Origin of the sequence: Chelatococcus sambhunathii (genome assembly GCF_001418005.1) — a bacterium.
Taxonomy (GTDB): Bacteria; Pseudomonadota; Alphaproteobacteria; order Rhizobiales; family Beijerinckiaceae; genus Chelatococcus_A; species Chelatococcus_A sambhunathii.
Genome location: NZ_LIOL01000003.1, coordinates 513,842 through 535,153, shown reverse-complemented (window position 1 = coordinate 535,153; position 21,312 = coordinate 513,842). Strand labels below are relative to the sequence as shown.

The following is a 21,312-nucleotide window of genomic DNA, read 5'->3' as shown; positions in this document are numbered from 1 at the left end:
GATGAGCCGTCTTGCCCGCACGCCGGAACTGCTCGTCATCGCCTCCATCGGATGGGCGGCGACGGCGGCCACCATCGGCGACACGATCGGTCTCGGCAAGGAACTCGGCGGCCTTGCCGCCGGCATCTCCATCGGCTCCACGCCCTATCGCGACATGGTTTCGGCGCGGCTTGCAGCCTTGAGGGACTTCCTGCTGCTGTTCTTCTTTCTGTCGATCGGTGCAACGCTGGAGCTTTCCACGCTCGGGGAGGACTTTACACGCGCCATCGTCTTCTCGCTGTTCGTGCTCGTCGGAAATCCACTGATCGTCATCCTGATCATGGCTTGGATGGGTTACCGCGCCCGCACGGGGTTCCTCGCGGGCCTCACGGTCGCGCAGATCTCGGAATTCTCGCTCATCTTCATAACCATGGGGCTCAGCCTCGGCCATGTCGATCAGTCCGCCGTGGGACTCGTCACCCTGGTAGGGCTCGTGACGATTGCGCTGTCCGTCTACATGATCACCTATTCCCATGAGCTCTATGTATGGGCGCGGCCGCTGCTGCGTCCGCTCGATCTCCGCGATGGGAGGGAAGTGGCCGCGGAAAACGACGAACAGCGGCCGGCCGTCGACGTCATCGTTTTCGGGCTCGGCCGCTTCGGTAGCCAGTTGCTGAGGCGCCTCGACGACGCCGGCTACAGCGTGCTCGGCGTGGATCTCGATCCGCAGGCCGTCCGGCGTCTGTCACACGAGGGCTGGCAGGTGCGCTACGGCGACGTTGCAGAACAGGAGTTCTGGTCCGAGTTGCCGCTGGTTCAGGCACGCTGGATCGTCCTGTCCGTTCCTTACGGCGCCATCCTTCTGACCGAGACGGATCCGCACAGCGGGCTGATCACGGCGATTCGTTCGCATCGGTTCGCAGGCCGGGTCGCCATCACCGCACGCGATGACGAGGAAGCGCGTCGCCTCAAGGAGAGCGGGGGCATCGACCTCGTTCTCTATCCCTTCGACGATGCTGCGACGGCGGCGGCCAAGCAGATCGCCGATCTCGACGAGGAATTGGCCAGCATGGTGGAGGAGGCGACGCCGACATGAAGACGATCGTGGCCGTTACCGACTTCTCGCAGCGCAGCGGCGTCGCGCTTCGGCGGGCGGCGGCCATCGCGACAGGTGCCGGGGCCCGCCTGCTGCTTGTCCATGCCGTCGATGACGGGCTGCCCAGGCACATTCTCGATCACCGGGTCGCCGAGGCCGAGCAGACGATAGGCCAGGAGGCGGCCACCGTCGGCGGCGTGAATGTCAGCTGCGAGGTGGTGGTTGGTGACGTCTTCTGGGCGCTGCATCGCGCAGCCACCCAGGCGCATGCCGACCTGATCGTAGCGGGCGACCATCGGCGCAGCCCATTGCGCGACCTCTTCCGCGACACCACCGTCGAGCGGCTGATCCGCGTATCGGCCGTGCCGGTGCTCATCGTCCGGATCGACGGCGCGCCCTATCGCCACGCACTAGTGGGCGTCGAGAGCGACGAAGGGCCGGAACTGCTCCACGTGCTGGCCCGGTTTGGCACGGCCGCTCCGGGACGGGCGACGCTGCTGCATGCCGTCAGCGCCCCGGCCGAAGGGCTCTTGCACTATGCCGGTGTCGAACGGGAGATCCGCGACGACTATCGCGCGCGAATCGCTCAGGAGGCGCGCGCCCGCATCACGGCCGGTCTGAAGGGACACCGCATGCCGCTCGACATCAGGATTGTCGATGCGCCGCCGCGCTTGGCGATTGCGGATCTCGTCGAAAGTGCCGGCTGTGACCTGGTGGCCGTCTCCTCGCACGCGCGTCGCGCCGTCGCCCGCGGGTTGCTCGGCAGCGTCAGCTCTGAGCTGATCCGCCACGGATCGACGGACGTCCTCATCGTGCCGCGGATCGTCTCGCGATCGCGCGGGCTGTAGCATCGACGCCGCTCGGGCCGACGCGGGGCGATGGCAGCGTTCCTGCCAGCCGTTCAGCCTCCCGCAGCCGCGCGGGGCAGCACGAAGGGGGTTGCCGGCACGGCACCGACACTCAGCCCCACTTTGAAGACGTCGCGCAGGAGTGCGTCCGTCAGGACCTTCTCCGGGGAACCGTCGGCGAAGACGGCGCCGGCCTTCATCACAACCAGCCGATCGCCATAGGCGGCGGCAAGGTTGAGGTCGTGCAGGATGGCGAGCACGGCGACGCCCTCGCCGGCGAGGCGCCGGGCGTGCTCGAGCAGGGCGAGCTGATGCCTCAGGTCGAGACTCGCGACCGGCTCGTCGAGGAAGAGCGCGCGGTGCTTCTCCCGCCTGCCGCCGACCATGAGTTGGCCCAGCACGCGGGCGAACTGCACCCGCTGCTGCTCACCGCCGGAGAGGGTCTGGTAGTTGCGACCGGCGAGATGGCCGACATCGGCCGCAGCGAGCGCTCGGCGCATCATGTCCATCCGCTCGGCCGCATTGCCAGCCCCGTCGAGCCCCAGGCGCACCACCTCGGCGACGGTAAACGGGAAGGCGAGCTGCGTGCTCTGCGGCAGCACGGCCCGTTTCGCGGCGAGGCGCCACGGCGGCATGGCGGCGACGGGCGTGTCGCCATAGACGACCGCGCCGCTCGCCGGCGCGACCTCTCCGGCAAGAACCCTGAGCAGCGTCGACTTGCCGGCGCCGTTCGGCCCGATGACGACGGTGAGCTCACCGGCAGCGAGTGCGAGGTCCATCGGCGCGAGGATCGTCCGGCCGGCGGCCTCGAGGCCGATGCCGGTGGCGGTGACGACGGCGGTCATAGGGCGAGGCTCCGGCGGCCGGTGAGCAGCAGCCAGAGGAAGAAGGGCGCGCCGATAGCCGCGGTGACGATGCCGATGGGCAATTCCGCGGGCTGGACGAGCGTGCGTGCCAGCATGTCCGACAGCACGAGCAGGATGCCGCCGAAGAGGGCGCTCGCAGGCAGGAGCACGCGGTGATCCGGCCCGATGGCGAGGCGCAGCAGATGCGGCACGACGATGCCGACGAAGCCGATGATGCCCGAGACGGCGACCGAGGCGCCGACGGCGACGGCGACGAGGAAGATCGCCACCTGCTTCACCCGCTCGACGGCGATGCCGAGGTGAAAGGCTTCCGCTTCACCCAGCGCGAGGGCGTTGAGCCCGCGGGCGAGGAACGGCACGGCGACGAGCACGGGCAGGATGGCCGGAGCGACCGTCGCCGTCTTCGCCCAGGTGGCGCCGCCAAGGCTGCCGAGAGACCAGAAGGTGAGATCGCGCAGCTGCCGGTCGTCACTGAGGAAGGTGAGCACACCCGTGAGCGCGCCGGCGAGAGCCCCGAGCGCAACGCCGGCGAGGAGCAGTGTCGCGACGGAGGTGCGGCCGGCGCGGGTCGCGATTCGATAGAGTGTGAAGGTGGTGAGAAGCGCCCCGCCGAAGGCCGCCATCGGCAAGGTGATGAAGGGCAGGGGGCCGGTCAGGGCGACCAGGCGCTCCCCGAGCACGATCATGCCGGCGGCGAAGAGGGCGGCCCCGGAGGAGACGCCGGCAAGGCCCGGATCGGCGAGCGGGTTGCGGAACAGCCCCTGCATCAGGGCGCCGGAGACGGCGAGCGATGCCCCAACGAGCACGCCGAGCAGGGTCCGTGGCAGGCGGATGCCGACGACGACGAGCGCATCGCGCGCCATATCGTCCGGCACCGTTCCGGTGAGTACGGCGCGCAGAACCGCGACCACCCGGGAGGGAGCGAGGGCGAGCGCGCCGGTGCCGATGGACAGCCCCGAGACGATGACGACGCCGGCACCGAGCAGGAGGAACAGGATGAGCGTGCGCAGCCGACGCCGCGCTAGTGCGGCGTCGATCGCATCGCCAGTCATGTCGGCCGCGATGCTCACTGTGCCTTCTCGCTCGTCGCCAGCGCGGGATAGAAGGCGTGCATCAGCTCCCCGGCTGCTCGCGGCGTCCGCGGGCCGAAGCCGAGGATGAGTTGCCCGTCCATGGTCACGAGCGCCTGCCGGCTTGCCGCCGGCGTGCCGGCGAAGGCGGGCGCGGCGAAGACCTCCTCGGCGCGACCGGCCGCATGGCCGCCGTTGGCCATCATGACGATGACGTCCGGCGCCGCGGCGATGATGGCCTCGTCCGTCATCGGCTTGAAGCCCTCGATGGCGCCGGCTGCGTTCTCCGCACCCGCGAGGCGCAGGATCGCGTCGGCCGAGGTGGCGTGTCCGCCGACGAGCGGCCGGCCATTCTGCATGGCGAGGACGAAGAGGGCCTTGACTGGCTTCTCGATGCGCTCCCGCGTCGCCGCGAGGTCGGCGAAGCTGCGGCGCACCTCGGCGGCAAGCACATCGGCTTTCGCCTCCGTTCCGGTCAGCCGGCCGACGGTCTCGATCTTCCCCACGATCCCCTCGGGCGTCGGCTCATCCGGGAGTTGCGTGAAGGGCACGCCCGTCTCCTTGATCAGCCTGATCGCGTCGGGCGGCCCGGCATTGCCAATGGCGATGACGTGCGACGGGTTGAGCGCGATGATGCCCTCGGCCGACAGGGCGCGGACATAGCCGACGTTCGGCTTCTCCTTCAGCGCCTGCTCGGGAAATGTGCTGGTCGTGTCGACGGCGGCGATGCGCGCCTCGAGGCCGAGGGCGTAGAGGATCTCCGTGACGGCGCCGCCGACGGCGACGATACGGTTGCCGCCCGGCGGTTCGCCCGACAGCGCCAGTGCGAGCGGCGCGGGAGCGAGGAGGAGGGCGGCGGCCAGCAGGCCGTTCAAGGCGCGCCGTGACAGGAGGTGTTGCAGTCTGCCGGTCATGGCCGTCACTTCGTCAGGATGAGCTTGTCATTGGCCGTGATGCGCAGGTGATAGCGCTCGCCCTTGTGCAGAAGCACCACCTCGCGCCCGCCCGCGAAGAGCGAGCGTACATCGATAGCGGGCGGTTCGGCGGCCTTGAGCGGAGCCGGACTCGGCGCGGAAGGCAGGGATGACGTGGACATGGCGACGGCCGTTTCCTTTTAACTGTTCGAAAGGTTGTTTTGAACGATTCTCAACTTTACAGAAGTTTTGAATAGTACAAAACTACTGTGGTTTTGCTTCGATTGACGTGCATACACAAGGCGTATAGGAAGCGCAAATGCGCTCCTCGGCAGGAGCGCGACAGCGCCAGCCAGCCGGGGCCTCGAAGCCCGCAGCCAGCCAGCCGAACCAGTCAAATTCGGACATTCGGGGGGCTTCGATCACATGCGCGTTACGGCTCGCGCGGCGCTCTGCGCCACGGTTTCCTTCATGGCTCTGTCGACCGCACTGGCGCAGGATGGGCCCACCCAGCCGGCTGCTCCGGGCGGGGAGGTGACGCTCGATGAGATCACGGTCACGGCAACGAAGACCGAGGATAGGGTCATCGATGCGCTGGCGGGTGTCAGCACGGTGAACGAGCGCGACGTCGCCCGCCTGCAGCCCTCGCGCATCTCGGACGTATTCCTCGGCGTGCCGGGCGTCACGACGTCGACGGACGTCAACGATCCGGGCCAGGCCATCAACATTCGCGGCATGCAGGATTTCGGCCGCGTGGCCGTGCTCGTCGACGGCGCCCGGCAGAACTACGGCAAGAGCGGGCATGGCGCCAATGGCAGCTTCTATCTCGATCCGGAACTGGTCGGCGGCATCGACATCACGCGCGGTCCGGTGTCGACGATCTATGGCTCGGGCGCCATCGGCGGTGTCGTTGCCTTTCGCACGCGCACCATCGACGACGTCCTTGATGCGGACGAGCAGATCGGCGTCGTCCAGCGTCTCGGGGCCGGAACCAACGGCGCCAATTTCGTGAACAGCACCATGATCGGTGCGCGGCTCGGCACGGCGGCCGACGTCTTCGGCCAGTTCGTCTGGCGCAACGAGACGCCCTACAAGGACGGCAGCGGCACGACCATCCGCGACACCGGCACCCAGATCTCGGCCGGCAACGTCAAGTTCAACCTGCGCCCGGCGGACGGCCACACCATCTCGGCGACTGCGCTGTTCCAAGAATACAGCTACACCAACAGCGCCTACAACGATGCCGGCCAGGCCGTCGGCGCGCGCTTCGGCCACGAGGTGCAGACCGGCACCTATACGCTCGGCCACCGCTTCCAGCGGCCGGACGTGCCCTGGCTCGACCTGTCGATCAAGGGCTATTACGCCACGACGACGGACGACCAGCGCCTCATCAACCCGACCTCGGCCTACAGCTTCCTCGGCGCGCGTGCCGGCGCGGCGCGGCGCTTCGATGTCGGCACCCTCGGCTTCGACGTCTACAACACGGCGCGCTTCAGCACGGCCGCCGTCGACCATGCGCTGACCATCGGCTTCGATGCGTTGCGTGACGACGTCACCACCACCGACACGGCCGGCGGCTTCGCCTCGGCGCTGACGCCGTCAGGCCGGCGGCGCCTCGCCGGTGCCTTCGTCCAGGACGAACTGCGCTACGGCGGCTGGCTGCGCGTCATCGGCGCCCTGCGCTTCGACGACTACAAGCTCGAGGGCGGGGGCAATGAATCGAGCGGCAGCCGCCTGTCGCCGAAGATCACCGTCGGCGTCACGCCGATCGAGGGCATCGAGCTCTACGGCACCTATGCCGAGGGCTATCGCGCGCCGACCGTGACGGAGACGCTGATCGCCGGCACGCACCCGTTCCCGGCCTTCAACATCCTGCCCAACCCCGGCCTCAAGCCGGAGGTCGCCAAAACCTGGGAAGCCGGCGTCAACGTGAAGTACGACGGCATCTTCACCGAGAACGATAAGTTCCGCGGCAAGGCCAACGTCTTCCTCAACAACGTCACCAACTTCATCGACATGGTGGAGGTCGGCGAGCCTTACCGGATCCCGGTGGCGCCGGGCTTCCCGGCGGCGTTCTGCCGGTTCCCCGGCACGCCCTGCGTCGAATTCCACGACCAGCAGTACCAGAACGTCGCCAGGGCGCGGCTCACGGGCGTCGAGCTGGAGGCCGCCTATGACTGGGGCGGCGGCTTCATCTCGCTGGCGGCGACGCATATCACAGGCAAGAACAAGCAGACGAACATGCCGCTCAACAGCGTCATGCCGGATCAGGTCAGCACGACGCTCGGCCTGCGCTTCCTCGACGACAAGCTGACGGTCGGGACGCGACTCACCTTCGTCGACGGTTCGAAGGAGACGGTGTCGAACCCCACCAAGGGCTACGGTCTCGTCGACCTGTTCGCCTCCTATCAGTACAGCGACCGGATCCGGGGTGACGTCATCGTCAAGAACGTGTTCGATCGCCAGTACACGCAGTACCTCAATTCCGAGCCGAGCCCGGGCCTCACGGCGAAGTTCGCGCTCACCGTCAAGTTCGCGGCGAAGTAGTTGCGGTCGCAGCAGCCGAGAGGGACCGATGCCGAGGATTCCCATGAATACCGCGATACCGGTTATGCCCAGCCGCGATTTCGAGCGCACGATCGCCTTCTGCGAGCGGCGCGGCTTTACGCTCGCAGACCGCTACGACGATAACCTGGTTCCGCGCCGCGACGGCATCGAACTGCACTTCTTCGCCGGCTGGCCATGTCGGGAGAGGGATCGTCTGCCCTGGCGGGGAGCTTTCGAGGTCGCGGGTTCTGCCGGGGGAAGGTCGGCCGCGGATTACGGATGCGGCCGACACGTTGCGCCAATTCGCCGTGCTCGACGAGGATAACAACCTCGTCAAGTGCGGCGGCCCCTGGTGCCGTAGGGCGCCTGTTCAGGTCCATCCAAGGAGAAGAAACCATGTACATCGCCATGAACCGCTTCAAGGTTCATCCCGATTCCTGCGCCGACTTCGAGCGGGTCTGGCGCGAGCGCGACGTCTACCTGCACGAGGTGCCGGGGTTCGTCGAGTTCCACCTGCTGCGCGGGCCCCAGCACGACGACCACGTGCTCTATTCCTCGCACACGGTCTGGGCGAGCAAGGAGGCCTTCGAAGGCTGGACCAAGTCGGAAGCCTTCCGCAACGCCCACAAGGATGCCGGGCAAAACAAGGTGCTCTACCTCGGCCATCCGCAGTTCGAGGGCTTCGAGATCATCCAGACCGTCACCAAGGATGGCGAACGGGTGAACGCCGCCGCCTGAGGGTGAGACCTCCGCATTCTGGAGAAGGCAAAACGGGGCGCTCCTGCCGGGCGCGCCCGTTTCCTGTCCGCCCTGTTCAGGGGGTCGCAGCCGGCTCGAGGCCGGCAACGCGGTCTGAGCGGCAGGCCGGCCGGCTGAACCGCTCCGGAAAACGCCCAAGGATGGCGCCGCCGGCCGAAACTGTGCGTCAGCCGTCCCGACTGGACCGGCGCGCCCTTCCGTCACGGATGCTTCTCAGCGCGGGGCCCGATCGAGCTGCGCCTTTTCAGCAGGTGTAAGGTGCCGCACGGCGCCCTTGGGCAGGTCGCCGAGCGCGATGCCGCCAATCGCGACGCGCACGAGGCGCAGGACCTCGATACCGAGCGCGCCGAGCATCCGCCGGATGTGGCGGTTCCGGCCGTCGTTGAGCACCATAGCGAGCCAGGCGTTGCGCTGTCCGGCCCGCAGTACGGCGGCGGATCTCGCGGACAAGTGCTCTCCGTCGACCGTCAGACCGGCGGTGAGGCGGGCGAGCAATGCTTCGTCCGGCATGCGGTCGATCTGCACGTGATAGGTCTTCTCGACATCGGAGGCTGGATCAAGGAGGCGCTGGGCCCAGCGCGTGTCGTTGGTCATGAGGAGAAGACCTTCGCTCGCTTTGTCGAGGCGGCCGACTGGAGCGACGAAAGGCAGGGTGAGCCCCTCGAGGCAATCGTAGACCGTTGCCCGTTCCTGAGGGTCGTCGCGGGTGGTCACGAGCCCCCGCGGTTTGTTGAGCATCAGGTAGACCTTGCGCTCGGCGACGACGGGCCTGCCGTCGACCGTGATGCGCGCCCGACCGGGATCGACCCGGACTGTCGCATCGCGGACCGTGCGTCCGTCGACCTTGACGCGTCCCTCGGCGATCAGGGCCTCGGCCTGAGTGCGCGAGCAGAAGCCGAGCTTCGACAGGGCGCGCGGCAGGCTGACGACGGCGCCTGCTGTGTGCCGGGGTCCGCCCCGGCCCCTCGGAAGAGGCCGGTTCACGGCCGGCCACCGGGGGCGCGGGCCGCTGCGTGACGGATCGCGCGGGGTGGGCAGGGTATCAGGCCTGCGTACAATGGATCCTGCTCCTGCCGGATGGGTCGCCGGCAGGCGCTTTAGGATCTTTCATACCGCGATGCAATATCGCTGCTGCAATGCAGCGCTGCCGTCGCTGCCGGCCGCGACCCGGCCGCTCAGTCAGGCAGCCCGGTGTAGTTCTCGGCGAGGCACGTCGCCGCGGCGCGCGATGATTTCAGATAGTCGAACTCCGCCCGCTGGATGCGGCGGCCGAAGGCGCCGGTCGTCGGGAAGACGTGAAGCAGCGACGTCATCCACCAGGAGAAGCGCTCCGTCTTCCACGTGCGGGCGAGGACCTTGGCCGAATAGCTGTCGATGCCGGCGTCGGACTTATCGCCATAGTGCTCGATGAGGGCATCCGCTAGCAGACGCACGTCGTGCATCGCCATGTTGAGGCCCTTGGCGCCGGTCGGCGGCACGATGTGGGCGGCATCGCCCGCAAGGAACAGGCGGCCGAACCGCACTGGCTCGGCGACGAAGCTGCGCAGCGGCGCGATGGATTTCTCGATGCTGGGCCCGGTCTCGAGCCGCTCCGCCACCTCCGGGTTGAGGCGGCGGCGCAGCTCGTCCCAGAAGCGCTCGTCCGACCAGGCCGCGACCTTCTCGTCGGCGTCCACCTGCACGTAATAGCGGCTGCGGCTCGGCGAGCGCATGGAGCAGAGCGCAAAGCCGCGCTCGTGGTGGGCGTAGATCAGCTCCTCCGCCACGGGCGGCTTGTCGACGAGCACGCCGAGCCAGCCGAAGTGGTAGACGCGCTCGAAGAGCTGGAGCGCCTTCTTCGGCACGCTCGCGCGCGTGACACCGTGGAAACCGTCGCAGCCGGCGATGAAATCGCAGGCAATCTCGTGCGTGACGCCGTCCTTGCGGTAGCGCACGCGGGGGCGCGCGCCGTCGAAATCGTGAATCGAGACGTCCTCGGCCTCATAGATGGACGAGGCGCCGGAGCTTGTCCGCGCCTCCATGAGGTCGCGGGTCACCTCGGTCTGGCCGTAGACGGTGACGTGGCGGCCGATGAGACCCGAGAAGTCGATGCGGTGCATGTCGCCGTCGAAGGAGATCTCGATGCCGTCGTGCACGAGGCCTTCCGTCTTCAGCCGCTCATCGACGCCCGCGCGGGCGAGGAGTTCGACCGTGCTCTGCTCGAGGACGCCGGCCCGGATGCGGCCAAGGACGTAGTCGGCGCTGCGTCGCTCGATGATGACGGCCTCGATGCCGGCCCGCTCCAGCAGCCGGCCGAGCATGAGCCCGGCGGGCCCCGCCCCGATGATCGCAACCTGGGTGCGCATGTCGTCCTCCCGCGGCCTTCGCGGCCGCTCGTCATTGGCGACAAGTCTGTGGAGGGCGGATGCGATTGCCAATGGACGGAGCGGACAAAGAGTTGGACGATACGAACATGACCGACATCCCCGTCTACGCCCTCTACGGCGAGGACACCTACTCCGAGGAGCAGAACTGGCTGCACTGGGAGACGATCACCTCGCGCAGCCGGCTCTACGGCTTCCACATCGCCCCGCACCGGCACGAGCAGTTCTTCCAGGTGCTGTTCCTCGCCCGCGGCGCGGCGCGGGTGACGCTCGACGGCCTGGAGACGGCGCTTGCGGCGCCGGCGCTCGTCACGGTGCCGGCGCTCACCGTGCACGGCTATGCCTTCTCGCCCGACGTGGAAGGCTTCGTGCTGACGCTCTTCGAGCGCGACCTTGCCGGCCTCCTCGCCGAGGTGCCGGACATCCTGGCCGGCTTTGCGCGGCCGCGCATCCTCGGCCCCGAGACGGAGGGGCTGTCGCCGCTCGCGGCCGACATCGCGCGCCTGGCGCAGGAAGCGGACCGGGCGGCACCCGGCCAGGCGCTCGCCGTCAGGGCGCGGCTGGTGCTGCTGTTCCTCGCCATCCATCGCATCGGCCTTGCCGGCCCGGCCGCCGCCGATGGGCCGGCCGCCGTCGCGGCCCGGCACCTGCGCGCCTTCCAGGCGCTGGTCGACCGGCACTACCGGGACAACCGCGCGTTGTCCTTCTATGCCGGGGCGCTGGGCATGAGCACGACGCATCTCAACCGCATCTGCCGGCGCGAGCTCGGCATCACGGCGCTATCGGCCATCGAGGGCCGCGTCCTGACCGAGGCCAAGCGCTACCTCAAGTTCAGCGCCCTCAGCGTCAAGGAGATCGGCATCATCCTCGGCTATGCCGACCCGGCCTATTTCACCCGCTTCTTCACGCGGGCGGCGGGCATGACGCCGAGCCGTTTTCGTGCCCTCTCGCGGAGTGAGGAAGCGGCGCTTACAGCCTGAGCACCTCCACCGTGTCGCGGATGGCGCGCGAGAGGATGTCCATCGCGGCATTTCCGGTTTCGCCCTGCCGCGTCGTCAGGCCCACGGCGCCGCGCGTCTCGGAGGTGTCGATCGGCAGGAGCTGCAGGAAGCCGTCGGCCACGTCGGCGGCGACGACGCCCTCGGAGATGATCCACACCGCGTCCGAGCTGCGCACGAAGGCGCGGCCGAAGGCATCCGACACCGTCTCGATCTCGCCGGGCAGCTCCGCGATGCCGTGCGCGAGCAGGAAGCGCTCGACGAAGGGACGGATGACGGAGCCGCGCGTCGGCATGAGGATGGGAAATTCCCGGATGCGCGCGAAATCGAGCCGGCCCGACAGGAGGGGATGGCCGGTGCGCACCACGAAGCGAACCTGCTCGGCATAGAGATGCTCGAAGGCGAGGCCCGCCATCTGCTCGGGTGCGGCGAGGCGGCCGACCACGATGTCGAGCTGGCCGAGGCGCAACTGGTCGAGCAGCACGATATTCTCGCCGGTGACGATCTTGGTCTGGCTGCCGGTCTCAGCCGCCAGGAACTGCGCCATGGCGCGCGGCATGATGCGCGTCGAGACCGTCGGCAGGGCGCCGATACGGATGGGCGGGCCGCCGCCCGCCCGGGCGCGGGCGACGCTGTCGATGCCCTGCTGCACGGCGGCAATGCTCGCCCCCGCATGGCGTAGGAACACTTCGCCGTAATGCGACAGGCGGATGCCGCGACCCTCACGGTCGAACAGCGGCGCGCCGAGGATTGCTTCGAGCTCCCGGATCGTCTTCGTCACCGCCGGCTGGCTGACGTTGAGGACCTCCGCCGCTTTGCCAATGGAATGCTGGCGGGAAACTTCGAGAAAGGTCCTGAGGTGGCGCAAGCGCACACGCCCGTCAGCCATGCAGGCCCCCACGATAGATAACACAGGGGTTATCATAACCTGCATTATTATCATTTTACAGAAACATTTTCGCGCAGCACTATGGTTCCAAAGAAGGACGGCACCGCCTGTCGTGAGAGCGTGGTGCGAAAAGCCGGACAAGGGAGGAGGGCTCGATGCCGACCGGGGACGAACCGTCCGAGCGCTATCGTCAGGGCCTCGCCACGCGGCGCACCGTTCTGGGCGAGGCGCATGTCGAGCGGGCGCTCGCCAACGCGAACGGTTTCGACGGTCCGTTCCAGTCCCTCATTACCGAAGCTGCTTGGGGCCACGTGTGGTCGCGCGAGACGTGGACGAAGCGCGAGCGCTCCATGGTCACTATCGCCCTTCTGGCCGCCCTCGGCCATTACGAGGAGATGGCCATGCACGTGCGCGCCACCGCCCGCACCGGAGCGACAATGGACGACATTCGCGAAGCCCTGCTGCATGTTGCCATCTATGCCGGCGTGCCGGCCGCCAACCAGGCGATCAAGGTGGCACGCGAGGCGCTCGTCGGCATGAAAGGGGAGGAGGAGGATGGACAAGCGGCTCTCTAATCTGGCGTCCGAGGCCGCGCCCTTCATGGCGCGCGACCGTGGCCGGCATCCGCCGGCCTATGCGCCAGGCTACAAGTCCACCATCCTGCGCGCGCCGCGCGAGGCGCTCGTCTCCTTTGAGAGCACCCTGTCCGAGAAGACCGGGCCGGCCTTCGGCCACAACATCATCGGCGCGCTCGACAACGACCTCATTCGCAATTTCGCCAAGCCGGGCGAAGCCGCCATCGGCGAGCGTATCATCGTGCACGGCCGCGTGCTCGACGAGAACGGCCGCCCGGTGCCGGACGTGTTGGTGGAATACTGGCAGGCCAATGCCGGCGGCCGCTATCGCCACAAGCGGGAAGGCTATCTCGCTCCGCTCGACCCCAATTTCGGCGGCTTCGGCCGCTCGCTGACCGACAGCGAAGGGCGCTACTGGTTCCGCACCATCCGGCCCGGTGCCTATCCCTGGCCGAACGGCGTCAACGACTGGCGCCCGGCTCACATCCATTTCTCGGTCTTCGGCTCCGGCTTCGCCCAGCGGCTCATCACGCAGATGTATTTCGAGGGCGACCCGATGATCCCGCAGTGCCCGATCGTCCGCACGATCGCCGACCCGGCGGCCGTCGCGCAGCTCGTCGCGGCGCTCGACATGGCCAATGCGGTGCCGATGGACTGCCGCGCCTACAAGTTCGACATCGTGCTGCGCGGGCGCCGCTCCACCTTCTTCGAGAACCGGCCGGAGGGGAACTGATGGTCCAGCATCTCGATCGCCTGAGGGAAACGCCGTCGCAGACCGCGGGCCCCTATGTGCACATCGGCCTGACGCCCAATGTCTGCGGCATCACCGGCGTCACGCCGGAGGACCTCGGCGCCCGCATGGTGGCCGACGGGGTCCGCGGCGAGCGCATCACCATCCGCGGCCGCGTGCTCGACGGGGCGGGGCGGCCGGTGAACGACTGCATCGTCGAGATCTGGCAGGCCGATGCCGCCGGGCTCTACAACAGCCCGGCCGAGCATCGCGGCCGTGCCGACCCGAACTTCGCCGGCTGGGGGCGCTGCGCCGCGGACGAGGAGGGCGCTTTCGTCTTCGAGACCGTCAAGCCCGGCCGCGTCCCCGGGCCGAACGGCACGACGATGGCGCCGCACGTCAGCTTCTGGATCGTCGCGCGCGGCATCAACATCGGCCTCCATACGCGCATGTATTTCTCCGACGAGGAGGCGGCGAACCGGGACGATCCCGTGCTGCGCCGCGTCGTGCCCGCCCGCGTGCCGACGCTGATCGGCCGGCGAGAGGGCGACACCGTCCACTTCGACATTCACCTGCAGGGTGACGGCGAGACCGTTTTCTTCGACGTGTGAGGGCAAAGCCTGATGGCGACTTTCATGAGCCTCGCCGAGGCTGTCAGTAGCAACGTCTTCGACGGCGACACCGCTGCCTTCGAGGGCTTCACGCATCTCATCCCCCACGCCGCGGCGCACGAGGCCATCCGCCAAGGCCGGCGCGACCTGACGCTCGTGCGCATGACGCCCGACATCGTCTACGACCAGATGATCGGCATGGGCCTCGCGAAGAAGCTCATCTTCTCCTATGCCGGCAATCCGGGCGTCGGCCTGCTGCGGCGACTGCGCGACGCGGTGGAGAACGGCTGGCCGCATCCGGTCGAGATCGAGGAACATTCCCACGCCGCCATGGCCAATGCCTACGAGGCGGGCGCGGCGGGCCTGCCGTGCGCCGTCTTCCGCGGCTACAAGGGGACGAGCCTCGCCAAGGTCAATCCCAACATCCGTTCCATCATCTGCCCGTTCACGGGCGAGGAACTGGCGGCGGTGCCGTCCATCCGCCCGGACGTGACCTTCATCCACGCCCAGAAGGCGAACCGCCGCGGCGACGTGCTGGTCGAGGGCATCATCGGCATCCAGAAAGAGGCGGTGCTCGCGGCAAGGCGCGCCGTCGTGACCGTGGAGGAGGTGGTGGAGGATTTCGCGGGCGTCCACCCCAACGCCTGCGTGCTGCCGCACTGGACGGTGAAGGCCATCGCCGTCGTGCCAGGCGGCGCCCATCCTTCTTACGCCCACGGCTACTACGCCCGCGACAACCGCAGCTATCTCGAATGGGATGCGATCGCCGCCGACCGCGAGGCTTTCATGGCGTGGATGAAGCAGAACGTCCTCGACAAGGACGCAGACGTCTTCGCTGGCCGCGTCGCAGCGCTGAGGGCCGCACGATGACGGGCTTTACCTCCGACGAGATGATGACCATCGCCGCGGCGCGGGCGCTGAAGAACGACGACGTGTGCTTCGTGGGCATCGGCGCCCCCTCCGCAGCCTGCAACGTGGCGCGGCTCACCCATGCGCCGGACATCACCCTCATCTACGAGAGCGGCACGATCGGCACGGCGCCGGACGTGCTGCCTTTGTCCATCGGCGACGGGGAGCTGTGCGAGACGGCGGTGACCACCGTGTCCGTGCCCGAGATGTTCCGCTACTGGCTGCAGGGCGGGCGCATCAGCGTCGGCTTCCTCGGCGCCGCGCAGCTCGACCGCTTCGGCAACATCAACACCACGGTGATCGGCGACTACCACACGCCAAAGGTGCGCCTGCCCGGCGGCGGCGGCGCACCCGAGATCGCCTCCTCCTGCGGCGAAATCTTCATCACCATGAAGCAGTCGAAGCGCGGGCTCGTGGACAAGATCGACTTCTTCACCTCCTTCGGCCACGGCGAGGGCGGCCATGCGCGCGAGCGGCTCGGCCTCAGGACCAAGGGCCCGACGCTGCTCATCACCGACCTTGCGATCTGGAAGCCGGATCCGGAGACGAAGGAATTCACCGTCACCGCGCTTCATCCGGGCGTGACGCGCGAGGCGGTGCAGGAGACCTGCGGCTGGCCGGTGCGCTTTGCGCCGGGCCTTGTCGAGACGCCGGCCCCGACGGCGCTGGAGCTCGACACCCTGCGCGCCCTGAGGGCCCGCACGGCTGCCGCGCATGGCGGGCAGGAGGTGGCCTGATGGCGGAAGCCTTCATCTGCGACTACGTGCGCACGCCCATCGGCCGCTTCGGCGGGGCACTGGCCGGCGTGCGCGCGGACGATCTCGCCGCCGTGCCACTGCGGGCGCTCCTCGCCCGCAACGCCGCGCTCGATGCGGCCGCGATCGACGATGTCGTCTTCGGCTGCGCCAACCAGGCGGGCGAGGACAACCGCAACGTCGCGCGCATGGCGCTGCTGCTGGCGGGCCTGCCGGAGAGCGTACCGGGCACCACCATCAACCGCCTGTGCGGCTCGGGCATGGACGCGGTGCTCGCCGCCGCGCGCGCCATCCGCGCGGGCGAGGCCGAGCTCATGATCGCCGGTGGCGTCGAGAGCATGAGCCGCGCCCCCTTCGTCATGCCGAAGGCGGAAAGCGCCTATTCGCGCCATGCGGAAATCCACGACACGACTATCGGCTGGCGTTTCGTCAATCCGCTGATGAAGGCGCAGTACGGCGTCGATTCCATGCCCGAGACGGGTGAGAACGTGGCGGCCGAGTTCGGCGTCTCGCGCGCCGACCAGGACGCCTTCGCCCTGCGTTCGCAGCAGCGCGCCGCCGCCGCCATCGCCTCCGGCCGCCTTGCCCGCGAGATCGTGCCGGTCGCCATCCCGCAGCGGAAGGGGCCGGATGTCGTTGTCGAACGCGACGAACATCCGCGCGAGACGACGCTCGAGGCGCTCGCCCGCTTGCCAACCCCTTTCCGCCAGGGCGGTACGGTGACGGCGGGCAACGCCTCCGGCGTCAACGACGGCGCGGCCGCGCTCGTCATCGCCTCCGAGACGGGGGCGAAACGGCACGGGCTTACGCCGATCGCGCGCATTCTTGGCGGCGCCGCGGCCGGGGTCGCGCCGCGCATCATGGGCTACGGCCCGGTGCCGGCGACGCGCAAGCTGTGCCTCAGGCTCGGCATGGCGCCGGAAAACTTCGAGGTCGTCGAGATCAACGAGGCCTTCGCCTCGCAGGGGCTTGCGGTACTGCGCGGGCTCGGCATCCCCGACGATGCGCCGCACGTCAATCCGAACGGTGGCGCAATCGCCCTTGGTCATCCGCTCGGCATGTCGGGGGCACGCATCACCGGCACGGCGGCGCTGGAGCTTGCCGCCCGCAAAGCCCGTCACGCCCTCGCCACCATGTGCATCGGCGTCGGCCAAGGCATTGCCATCGCGCTCGAGGGTGTGTGACGGCATGAGCGCTTCGCCTTTCGACCATCCGTTTCTCTCCGGCCTCCTCGGCGATGAGGAGACGAGGGGGCTCATGGGGCTGGAGGCGGAGCTTGCGGCGATGCTGCGCTTCGAGGCGGCGCTGGCGCGGGCCGAGGCCGAGGAGGACATCATTCCCGCAGCCGCCGCGGCGGCGATCGAGGATCTGTGTGGCGCCTTCCGGGCCGACGTGGCAGCGCTCAACCTCGGGGCGGCGCGTGACGGCGTCGTCGTGCCGGATCTCGTGCGCCAGCTGCGCGCCGGCCTCGCGGAGCCGCACAGGGCGCATCTGCATTTCGGCGCCACCAGCCAGGATGTCGTCGACACCGCTCTCGTGCTGCGCCTGAAGGAGCTCGCTGCCCGGTTCGAAGCACGGCTGACAGAACTCGACACGGCGCTCGCCAGGCTGGAGCGGGATTTCGGCGGCAACGCCCTGAGGGGCCGCACGCGCATGCAGGATGCGCTGCCTATCACGGCGGGCGACCGCATCGCCGCATGGCGGCAGCCGCTCGCGCGCCACCGCGTCCGGCTGGCCGAACTGGCGCCGCGGCTGTTCGTCCTGCAGTTCGGCGGCGCCGTCGGCACCCTCGACAAGCTGGGTGAGAAGGGGCCAGAGGTGGCCCGGCGCCTTGCCGGGCTGCTCGATCTCGCCGCGCCGCAGCGCCCCTGGCACACCGCGCGCGACGGCATCGTCGAGTTCGGCGGCTGGCTCGCCCTCGTCACCGGCAGCCTCGGCAAGATGGGGCAGGACATCGCGCTCATGGCGCAGAATGCCCTCGGCGACATCCGCCTTGCGGGCGGCGGCGGCTCGTCCGTCATGCCGCACAAGGAAAATCCGGTCGGCGCCGAGGTTCTCGTCGCCCTCGCCCGCTACAATGCCGCCCTCGCGGGGGCTCTCTCGGGCGCGATGGTGCACGAGCAGGAGCGCTCCGGCGCCGCCTGGACGCTCGAATGGCTCGTGCTGCCGCAGATGCTGGCGGCAACGGGCGCTGCGCTCGGGACGGCCGGGCGGCTCATCGGGCAGATCCGCTCCATCGGGGCGCAAGAAGACGGCTAGCCCGGTCGCGCATGGCGGCCGGCGAGAAGGAACGAACGGGGATTTGCGATGGACATTTCTTTGCTGATCGACGGCGAGGCCTGCGGGGCGATGGGCGGGGCGACCTTCGAGCGCCGCGATCCTGTCACCGGCGCGGTGGCGACGCGCGCGCCCGCCGCCCGCAAGGAGGATGCCGTCGCTGCCGTCGCCGCTGCCGCGCGCGCCTTTCCCAGCTGGTCGCAGACGGGCCCCGCCGCGCGGCGGGCGCTGCTCGGCAAGGCGGCCGACGCGATGGAGGCGCGGGCCGCGGACTTCATGCGCGTCATGATGGAGGAGACGGGTGCGACAGCCGGCTGGTCCGGCTTCAACGTGCATCTTGCCGCCGGCATGCTGCGCGAGGCGGCGGCGATGACGACGCAGGTCGTCGGCGAGGTGATCCCCGCCAACAAGCCCGGCACGCTCGCCATGGCGGTGCGCCAGCCGCGCGGCGTCTGCCTCGGCATCGCGCCGTGGAATGCGCCGGTCATCCTCGGCACGCGCGCCATCGCCATGGCGCTCGCCTGCGGCAATACGGTGGTCCTCAAGGCCTCCGAGATGTGCCCGGCGACGCACCGGCTCATCGGCGAGGTCTTCGCCGATGCCGGCTTCCCCAGGGGCGCTGTCAATGTCGTCACCAATGCGCCGGATGACGCGGCCGAGGTGGTGGCGGCGCTCATCGCCCATCCGGCGGTGCGGCACGCCAACTTCACCGGCTCGACCAGGATCGGCAAGGTCATCGCCCGGCTCGCGGCGGAGGAGCTGAAGCCCGTCCTGCTTGAGCTGGGCGGCAAGGCGCCGCTGGTCGTCTTGGACGATGCTGACATCGACGCCGCGGTCAACGCGGCGATCTTCGGCGCCTTCATGCACCAGGGCCAGATCTGCATGTCAACCGAGCGCATCATCGTCGACAAGAGCATCGCGGATGTCTTCGTCGAGAAGTTCGCAGCCCGGGCCGCGGCGCTGCCGGCGGGCGATCCGCGCGGGCAGGTGGTCATCGGCTCGCTCGTCAGCCGCGAGGCGGCGGAGAAGATGGATGCGCTCATTGCAGACGCCGTCGCCAAGGGCGCCAAGGTGGTCGCCGGCGGCACACGCGACCGCACCATTGTGGCGGCGACCGTGCTGGACAACGTGACGCGCGAGATGCGCGTCTATGGGGAGGAATCTTTCGGTCCCGTCAAGCCGGTCATTCGGGTCGACGGCGAGGAGGAGGCCGTGCGGGTGGCGAACGACACGGAATACGGCCTGTCCTCGGCCGTCTTCAGCCGCGACATCCGCCGCGCGCTCAAGGTGGCCGAGCGCATCCAGTCCGGCATCTGCCACATCAACGGGCCGACGGTGGCGGACGAGCCGCAGATGCCCTTCGGCGGCGTCAAGGCGAGCGGCTACGGCCGCTTCGGTGGCCATGCGGCGATCGCGGAGTTCACGGATCTGCGGTGGGTGACCATCGAAGATCCCGGCCAGCACTATCCGTTTTGAATGTGGGAGAGCTTTCACGAGAACCGGGGCGGCGAGAACAACAACGGGCCGCTCCACCCGGTTTCCCACGAGGGTAGGCGACCAACTCAGGGAGGAGAACGATGAAACGGAACTGGATCGGTCAGGCAGTCCTTGGCCTCGCGCTCGCCGGCCTTGGGGCGACGGGTGCGGCGGCGCAGGAATTCACCTTCAAGCTGCACCACTTCCTCGGCCAGCAGGCGCCGGCGCAGACGGACATGCTGGAGCCGTGGGCGCGGCAGGTGGAGCAGAACTCCGGCGGGCGGGTGAAGATCGAGATCTTCCCCAACATGACGCTGGGCGGGCGCCCGCCCGAGCTCATCCAGCAGGCGCGCGACGGGGTCGTCGACCTCGTCTGGACGTTGAACGGCTACACGCCGGGTCTCTTCCCGCGCACCGAGGTGTTCGAGCTGCCCTTCGTTTTCGTCAATGATCCGAAGGCGGCGAACCTTGCCATGCGCGAGATGTTCGAGAGCAACCTCAAGGAGGAGTACAAGGGCGTCGAGGTGATGTTCCTGCATGCCCATGCGGGCCAGGCCATCCAGACGCGCGACAAGCTGGTGCGCCAGCCGTCGGACCTCAAGGGCCTCAAGATGCGCATCCCGACGCGCACCGGCGCCTGGGTCATCGAGGCGCTCGGCGCCGCCCCCGCGGCGATGCCGGTGCCGGAGCTGCCGCAGGCGTTGCAGAAGGGAGTCGTGGACGGCGCCTTCATCCCGTGGGAGATCATCCCGGCGCTGAAGATCCAGGACCAGACCAAGTACCAGATCGAGGGCCATGACAAGACGCGCTTCGGCACCAGCATCTTCCAGGTGTCGATGAACAAGGCGCGCTGGGACGCCTTGCCGCCGGAGATCCAGAAGGCCTTCCGCGACGCCTCGGACGAGGCCTGGCTCGCCAAGGCCGGCGATACGTGGCGCCAGATCGACGAGCGCGGCATCAAGGTGGCCGTCGCCGCCGGCAACGAGCACATCACGCTGACGCCCGAGGAGACCAGCGCCTTCCAGGCCGCGCTCGAGCCGGTGGTTTACCGCTGGATCGGCGAGGTGAAGGGGCAGGGCATCGACGGCGAGGCGCTCGTCAAGAAGGCGCGGGAGCTCATCGCCAAGCACGGCGGCCACTGATGTCCATGCAGATCAAGGAGGAGGGGGCCGTCCGGTCCGGCCCTCTCCACACCCTCATCACCGTCTGGGCGCTTGCTGGCGGCGCCCTCATTGCCCTCGTCGTCATGGTCAACGTGCTGTCGGTCGCCGGCGGGGCCCTCTGGCGTCCATTTCCGGGCGATTTCGAGATCACGGAGATGGGGGTCGCGGTCGCAGCCTCGATGTTCCTGCCCTATTGCCAGCTCAACCACTGTAACGTGACGGCCGACATCTTCACCGCCGGCCTGCCGCCGCGCTGGGTGGCGGCGCTCTCGGCGCTCGCCTCGCTTGTCGCGCTCGGCTTCAGCCTGCTGCTGCTGACGCGCATGTATGTAGGCATGCTGGACCAGAAGGCCTACAGCTACACCACCGCGATCCTGCAGCTGCCGCACTGGATGGCCTATGCGGTCTTCCTCGTCTCGTTGTTACTGCTCGCCATCGCCGCCGTCATGACGTTCGTCGCGAACGTTCGTGACGCCAGGGCCTGACC

At 68.7% G+C, this 21,312-nt stretch carries 22 protein-coding genes; 15 read left to right on the top strand and 7 right to left on the bottom strand.

Features of this window, described 5'->3' with window-relative positions; translation table 11 throughout:
• Window positions 1-1,075, top strand: a 1,075-nt coding sequence (locus tag ASC46_RS09020) for a cation:proton antiporter (RefSeq protein ID WP_245280507.1), incomplete at its 5' end; no start/stop codon positions are given.
• Entirely contained in the window at window positions 1,072-1,923 is an 852-nt protein-coding gene (locus tag ASC46_RS09015) for a universal stress protein (protein ID WP_055458940.1), read from the top strand. The genes ASC46_RS09020 and ASC46_RS09015, both read left to right, overlap by 4 nt.
• Before the next feature lie 53 nt (window positions 1,924-1,976).
• Here ASC46_RS09015 and ASC46_RS09010 read toward each other — a convergent pair whose 3' ends face one another.
• The 4 genes from ASC46_RS09010 to hemP are packed head-to-tail and all read right to left on the bottom strand — an operon-like array spanning window position 1,977 to window position 4,955.
• Window positions 1,977-2,768: a heme ABC transporter ATP-binding protein gene (locus ASC46_RS09010; protein WP_055458939.1), complete on the bottom strand. Its 792-nt coding sequence runs from the start codon at window positions 2,766-2,768 to the stop codon at window positions 1,977-1,979.
• The gene (locus tag ASC46_RS09005) at window positions 2,765-3,841 is read right to left on the bottom strand and encodes a FecCD family ABC transporter permease (RefSeq protein ID WP_055458991.1); all 1,077 of its coding nucleotides are present in this window, start codon (window positions 3,839-3,841) and stop codon (window positions 2,765-2,767) included. Before ASC46_RS09005 ends, ASC46_RS09010 begins: the two co-directional genes overlap by 4 nt.
• Window positions 3,842-3,855: 14 nt before the next feature.
• Window positions 3,856-4,773, bottom strand: coding sequence for a heme/hemin ABC transporter substrate-binding protein (locus ASC46_RS09000; protein WP_055458990.1), 918 nt, complete (start codon window positions 4,771-4,773; stop codon window positions 3,856-3,858).
• A gap of 5 nt (window positions 4,774-4,778) precedes the next feature.
• The gene (gene hemP / locus ASC46_RS20815; protein WP_071924741.1) at window positions 4,779-4,955 is read right to left on the bottom strand and encodes a hemin uptake protein HemP; all 177 of its coding nucleotides are present in this window, start codon (window positions 4,953-4,955) and stop codon (window positions 4,779-4,781) included.
• A 289-nt stretch (window positions 4,956-5,244) separates the two neighbouring features.
• Here hemP and ASC46_RS08995 point away from each other — a divergent pair, with 289 nt between their 5' ends.
• On the top strand, window positions 5,245-7,320 hold the full coding sequence (locus ASC46_RS08995; RefSeq protein WP_245280506.1) for a TonB-dependent hemoglobin/transferrin/lactoferrin family receptor: 2,076 nt from the start codon (window positions 5,245-5,247) through the stop codon (window positions 7,318-7,320).
• A 396-nt stretch (window positions 7,321-7,716) separates the two neighbouring features.
• Window positions 7,717-8,058 (top strand): heme-degrading protein HmuQ, encoded by a 342-nt coding sequence (hmuQ, locus tag ASC46_RS08990; protein ID WP_055458937.1) that lies wholly within the window; start codon window positions 7,717-7,719, stop codon window positions 8,056-8,058.
• 234 nt (window positions 8,059-8,292) lie between these two features.
• Here the strand turns inward: hmuQ and ASC46_RS08985 are convergent, their stop codons facing one another.
• Window positions 8,293-9,063: a pseudouridine synthase gene (locus ASC46_RS08985; protein WP_055458936.1), complete on the bottom strand. Its 771-nt coding sequence runs from the start codon at window positions 9,061-9,063 to the stop codon at window positions 8,293-8,295.
• 191 nt (window positions 9,064-9,254) lie between these two features.
• Window positions 9,255-10,424, bottom strand: a complete 1,170-nt coding sequence (gene pobA, locus ASC46_RS08980) for a 4-hydroxybenzoate 3-monooxygenase (protein ID WP_055458935.1) — start codon at window positions 10,422-10,424, stop codon at window positions 9,255-9,257.
• 107 nt (window positions 10,425-10,531) lie between these two features.
• On the opposite strand from pobA, the gene ASC46_RS08975 reads away from it, so the two are divergent.
• Entirely contained in the window at window positions 10,532-11,422 is an 891-nt protein-coding gene (locus ASC46_RS08975) for a helix-turn-helix domain-containing protein (RefSeq protein ID WP_055458989.1), read from the top strand.
• On the opposite strand, the gene pcaQ is transcribed toward ASC46_RS08975, so the two are convergent.
• A complete protein-coding gene (gene pcaQ / locus ASC46_RS08970) occupies window positions 11,412-12,329 on the bottom strand; it encodes a pca operon transcription factor PcaQ (RefSeq protein WP_055458934.1) in 918 nt (305 codons plus the stop codon). The two genes, ASC46_RS08975 and pcaQ, sit on opposite strands and share 11 nt — an antisense overlap.
• A gap of 155 nt (window positions 12,330-12,484) precedes the next feature.
• On the opposite strand from pcaQ, the gene pcaC reads away from it, so the two are divergent.
• The 10 genes from pcaC to ASC46_RS08920 all read left to right on the top strand — a co-directional run bounded on the left by pcaC (window position 12,485) and on the right by ASC46_RS08920 (window position 21,310).
• The gene (pcaC, locus tag ASC46_RS08965) at window positions 12,485-12,904 is read left to right on the top strand and encodes a 4-carboxymuconolactone decarboxylase (protein WP_055458933.1); all 420 of its coding nucleotides are present in this window, start codon (window positions 12,485-12,487) and stop codon (window positions 12,902-12,904) included.
• On the top strand, window positions 12,885-13,637 hold the full coding sequence (gene pcaH / locus ASC46_RS08960) for a protocatechuate 3,4-dioxygenase subunit beta (protein WP_055458932.1): 753 nt from the start codon (window positions 12,885-12,887) through the stop codon (window positions 13,635-13,637). The genes pcaC and pcaH overlap by 20 nt, the downstream gene beginning before the upstream one ends.
• Window positions 13,637-14,245, top strand: coding sequence for a protocatechuate 3,4-dioxygenase subunit alpha (gene pcaG / locus ASC46_RS08955; RefSeq protein ID WP_055458931.1), 609 nt, complete (start codon window positions 13,637-13,639; stop codon window positions 14,243-14,245). Before pcaH ends, pcaG begins: the two co-directional genes overlap by 1 nt.
• 12 nt (window positions 14,246-14,257) lie before the next feature.
• Window positions 14,258-15,115, top strand: coding sequence for a CoA transferase subunit A (locus ASC46_RS08950; protein ID WP_055458930.1), 858 nt, complete (start codon window positions 14,258-14,260; stop codon window positions 15,113-15,115).
• On the top strand, window positions 15,112-15,891 hold the full coding sequence (locus ASC46_RS08945; protein WP_055458929.1) for a CoA-transferase subunit beta: 780 nt from the start codon (window positions 15,112-15,114) through the stop codon (window positions 15,889-15,891). The genes ASC46_RS08950 and ASC46_RS08945 overlap by 4 nt, the downstream gene beginning before the upstream one ends.
• Window positions 15,891-17,093, top strand: coding sequence for a 3-oxoadipyl-CoA thiolase (pcaF, locus tag ASC46_RS08940; protein WP_055458928.1), 1,203 nt, complete (start codon window positions 15,891-15,893; stop codon window positions 17,091-17,093). The genes ASC46_RS08945 and pcaF overlap by 1 nt, the downstream gene beginning before the upstream one ends.
• A 4-nt stretch (window positions 17,094-17,097) precedes the next feature.
• Window positions 17,098-18,168, top strand: coding sequence for a 3-carboxy-cis,cis-muconate cycloisomerase (locus ASC46_RS08935; protein WP_055458927.1), 1,071 nt, complete (start codon window positions 17,098-17,100; stop codon window positions 18,166-18,168).
• Between the two features lie 48 nt (window positions 18,169-18,216).
• A complete protein-coding gene (locus tag ASC46_RS08930; RefSeq protein ID WP_055458926.1) occupies window positions 18,217-19,662 on the top strand; it encodes an aldehyde dehydrogenase in 1,446 nt (481 codons plus the stop codon).
• 101 nt (window positions 19,663-19,763) lie between these two features.
• Window positions 19,764-20,804 carry a TRAP transporter substrate-binding protein gene (locus ASC46_RS08925; RefSeq protein ID WP_055458925.1) on the top strand — a complete coding sequence of 347 codons (1,041 nt, stop codon included), beginning with the start codon at window positions 19,764-19,766 and terminating at the stop codon, window positions 20,802-20,804.
• Window positions 20,804-21,310 carry a TRAP transporter small permease gene (locus tag ASC46_RS08920; RefSeq protein ID WP_055458924.1) on the top strand — a complete coding sequence of 169 codons (507 nt, stop codon included), beginning with the start codon at window positions 20,804-20,806 and terminating at the stop codon, window positions 21,308-21,310. Before ASC46_RS08925 ends, ASC46_RS08920 begins: the two co-directional genes overlap by 1 nt.
• Window positions 21,311-21,312: the final 2 nt, after the last annotated feature.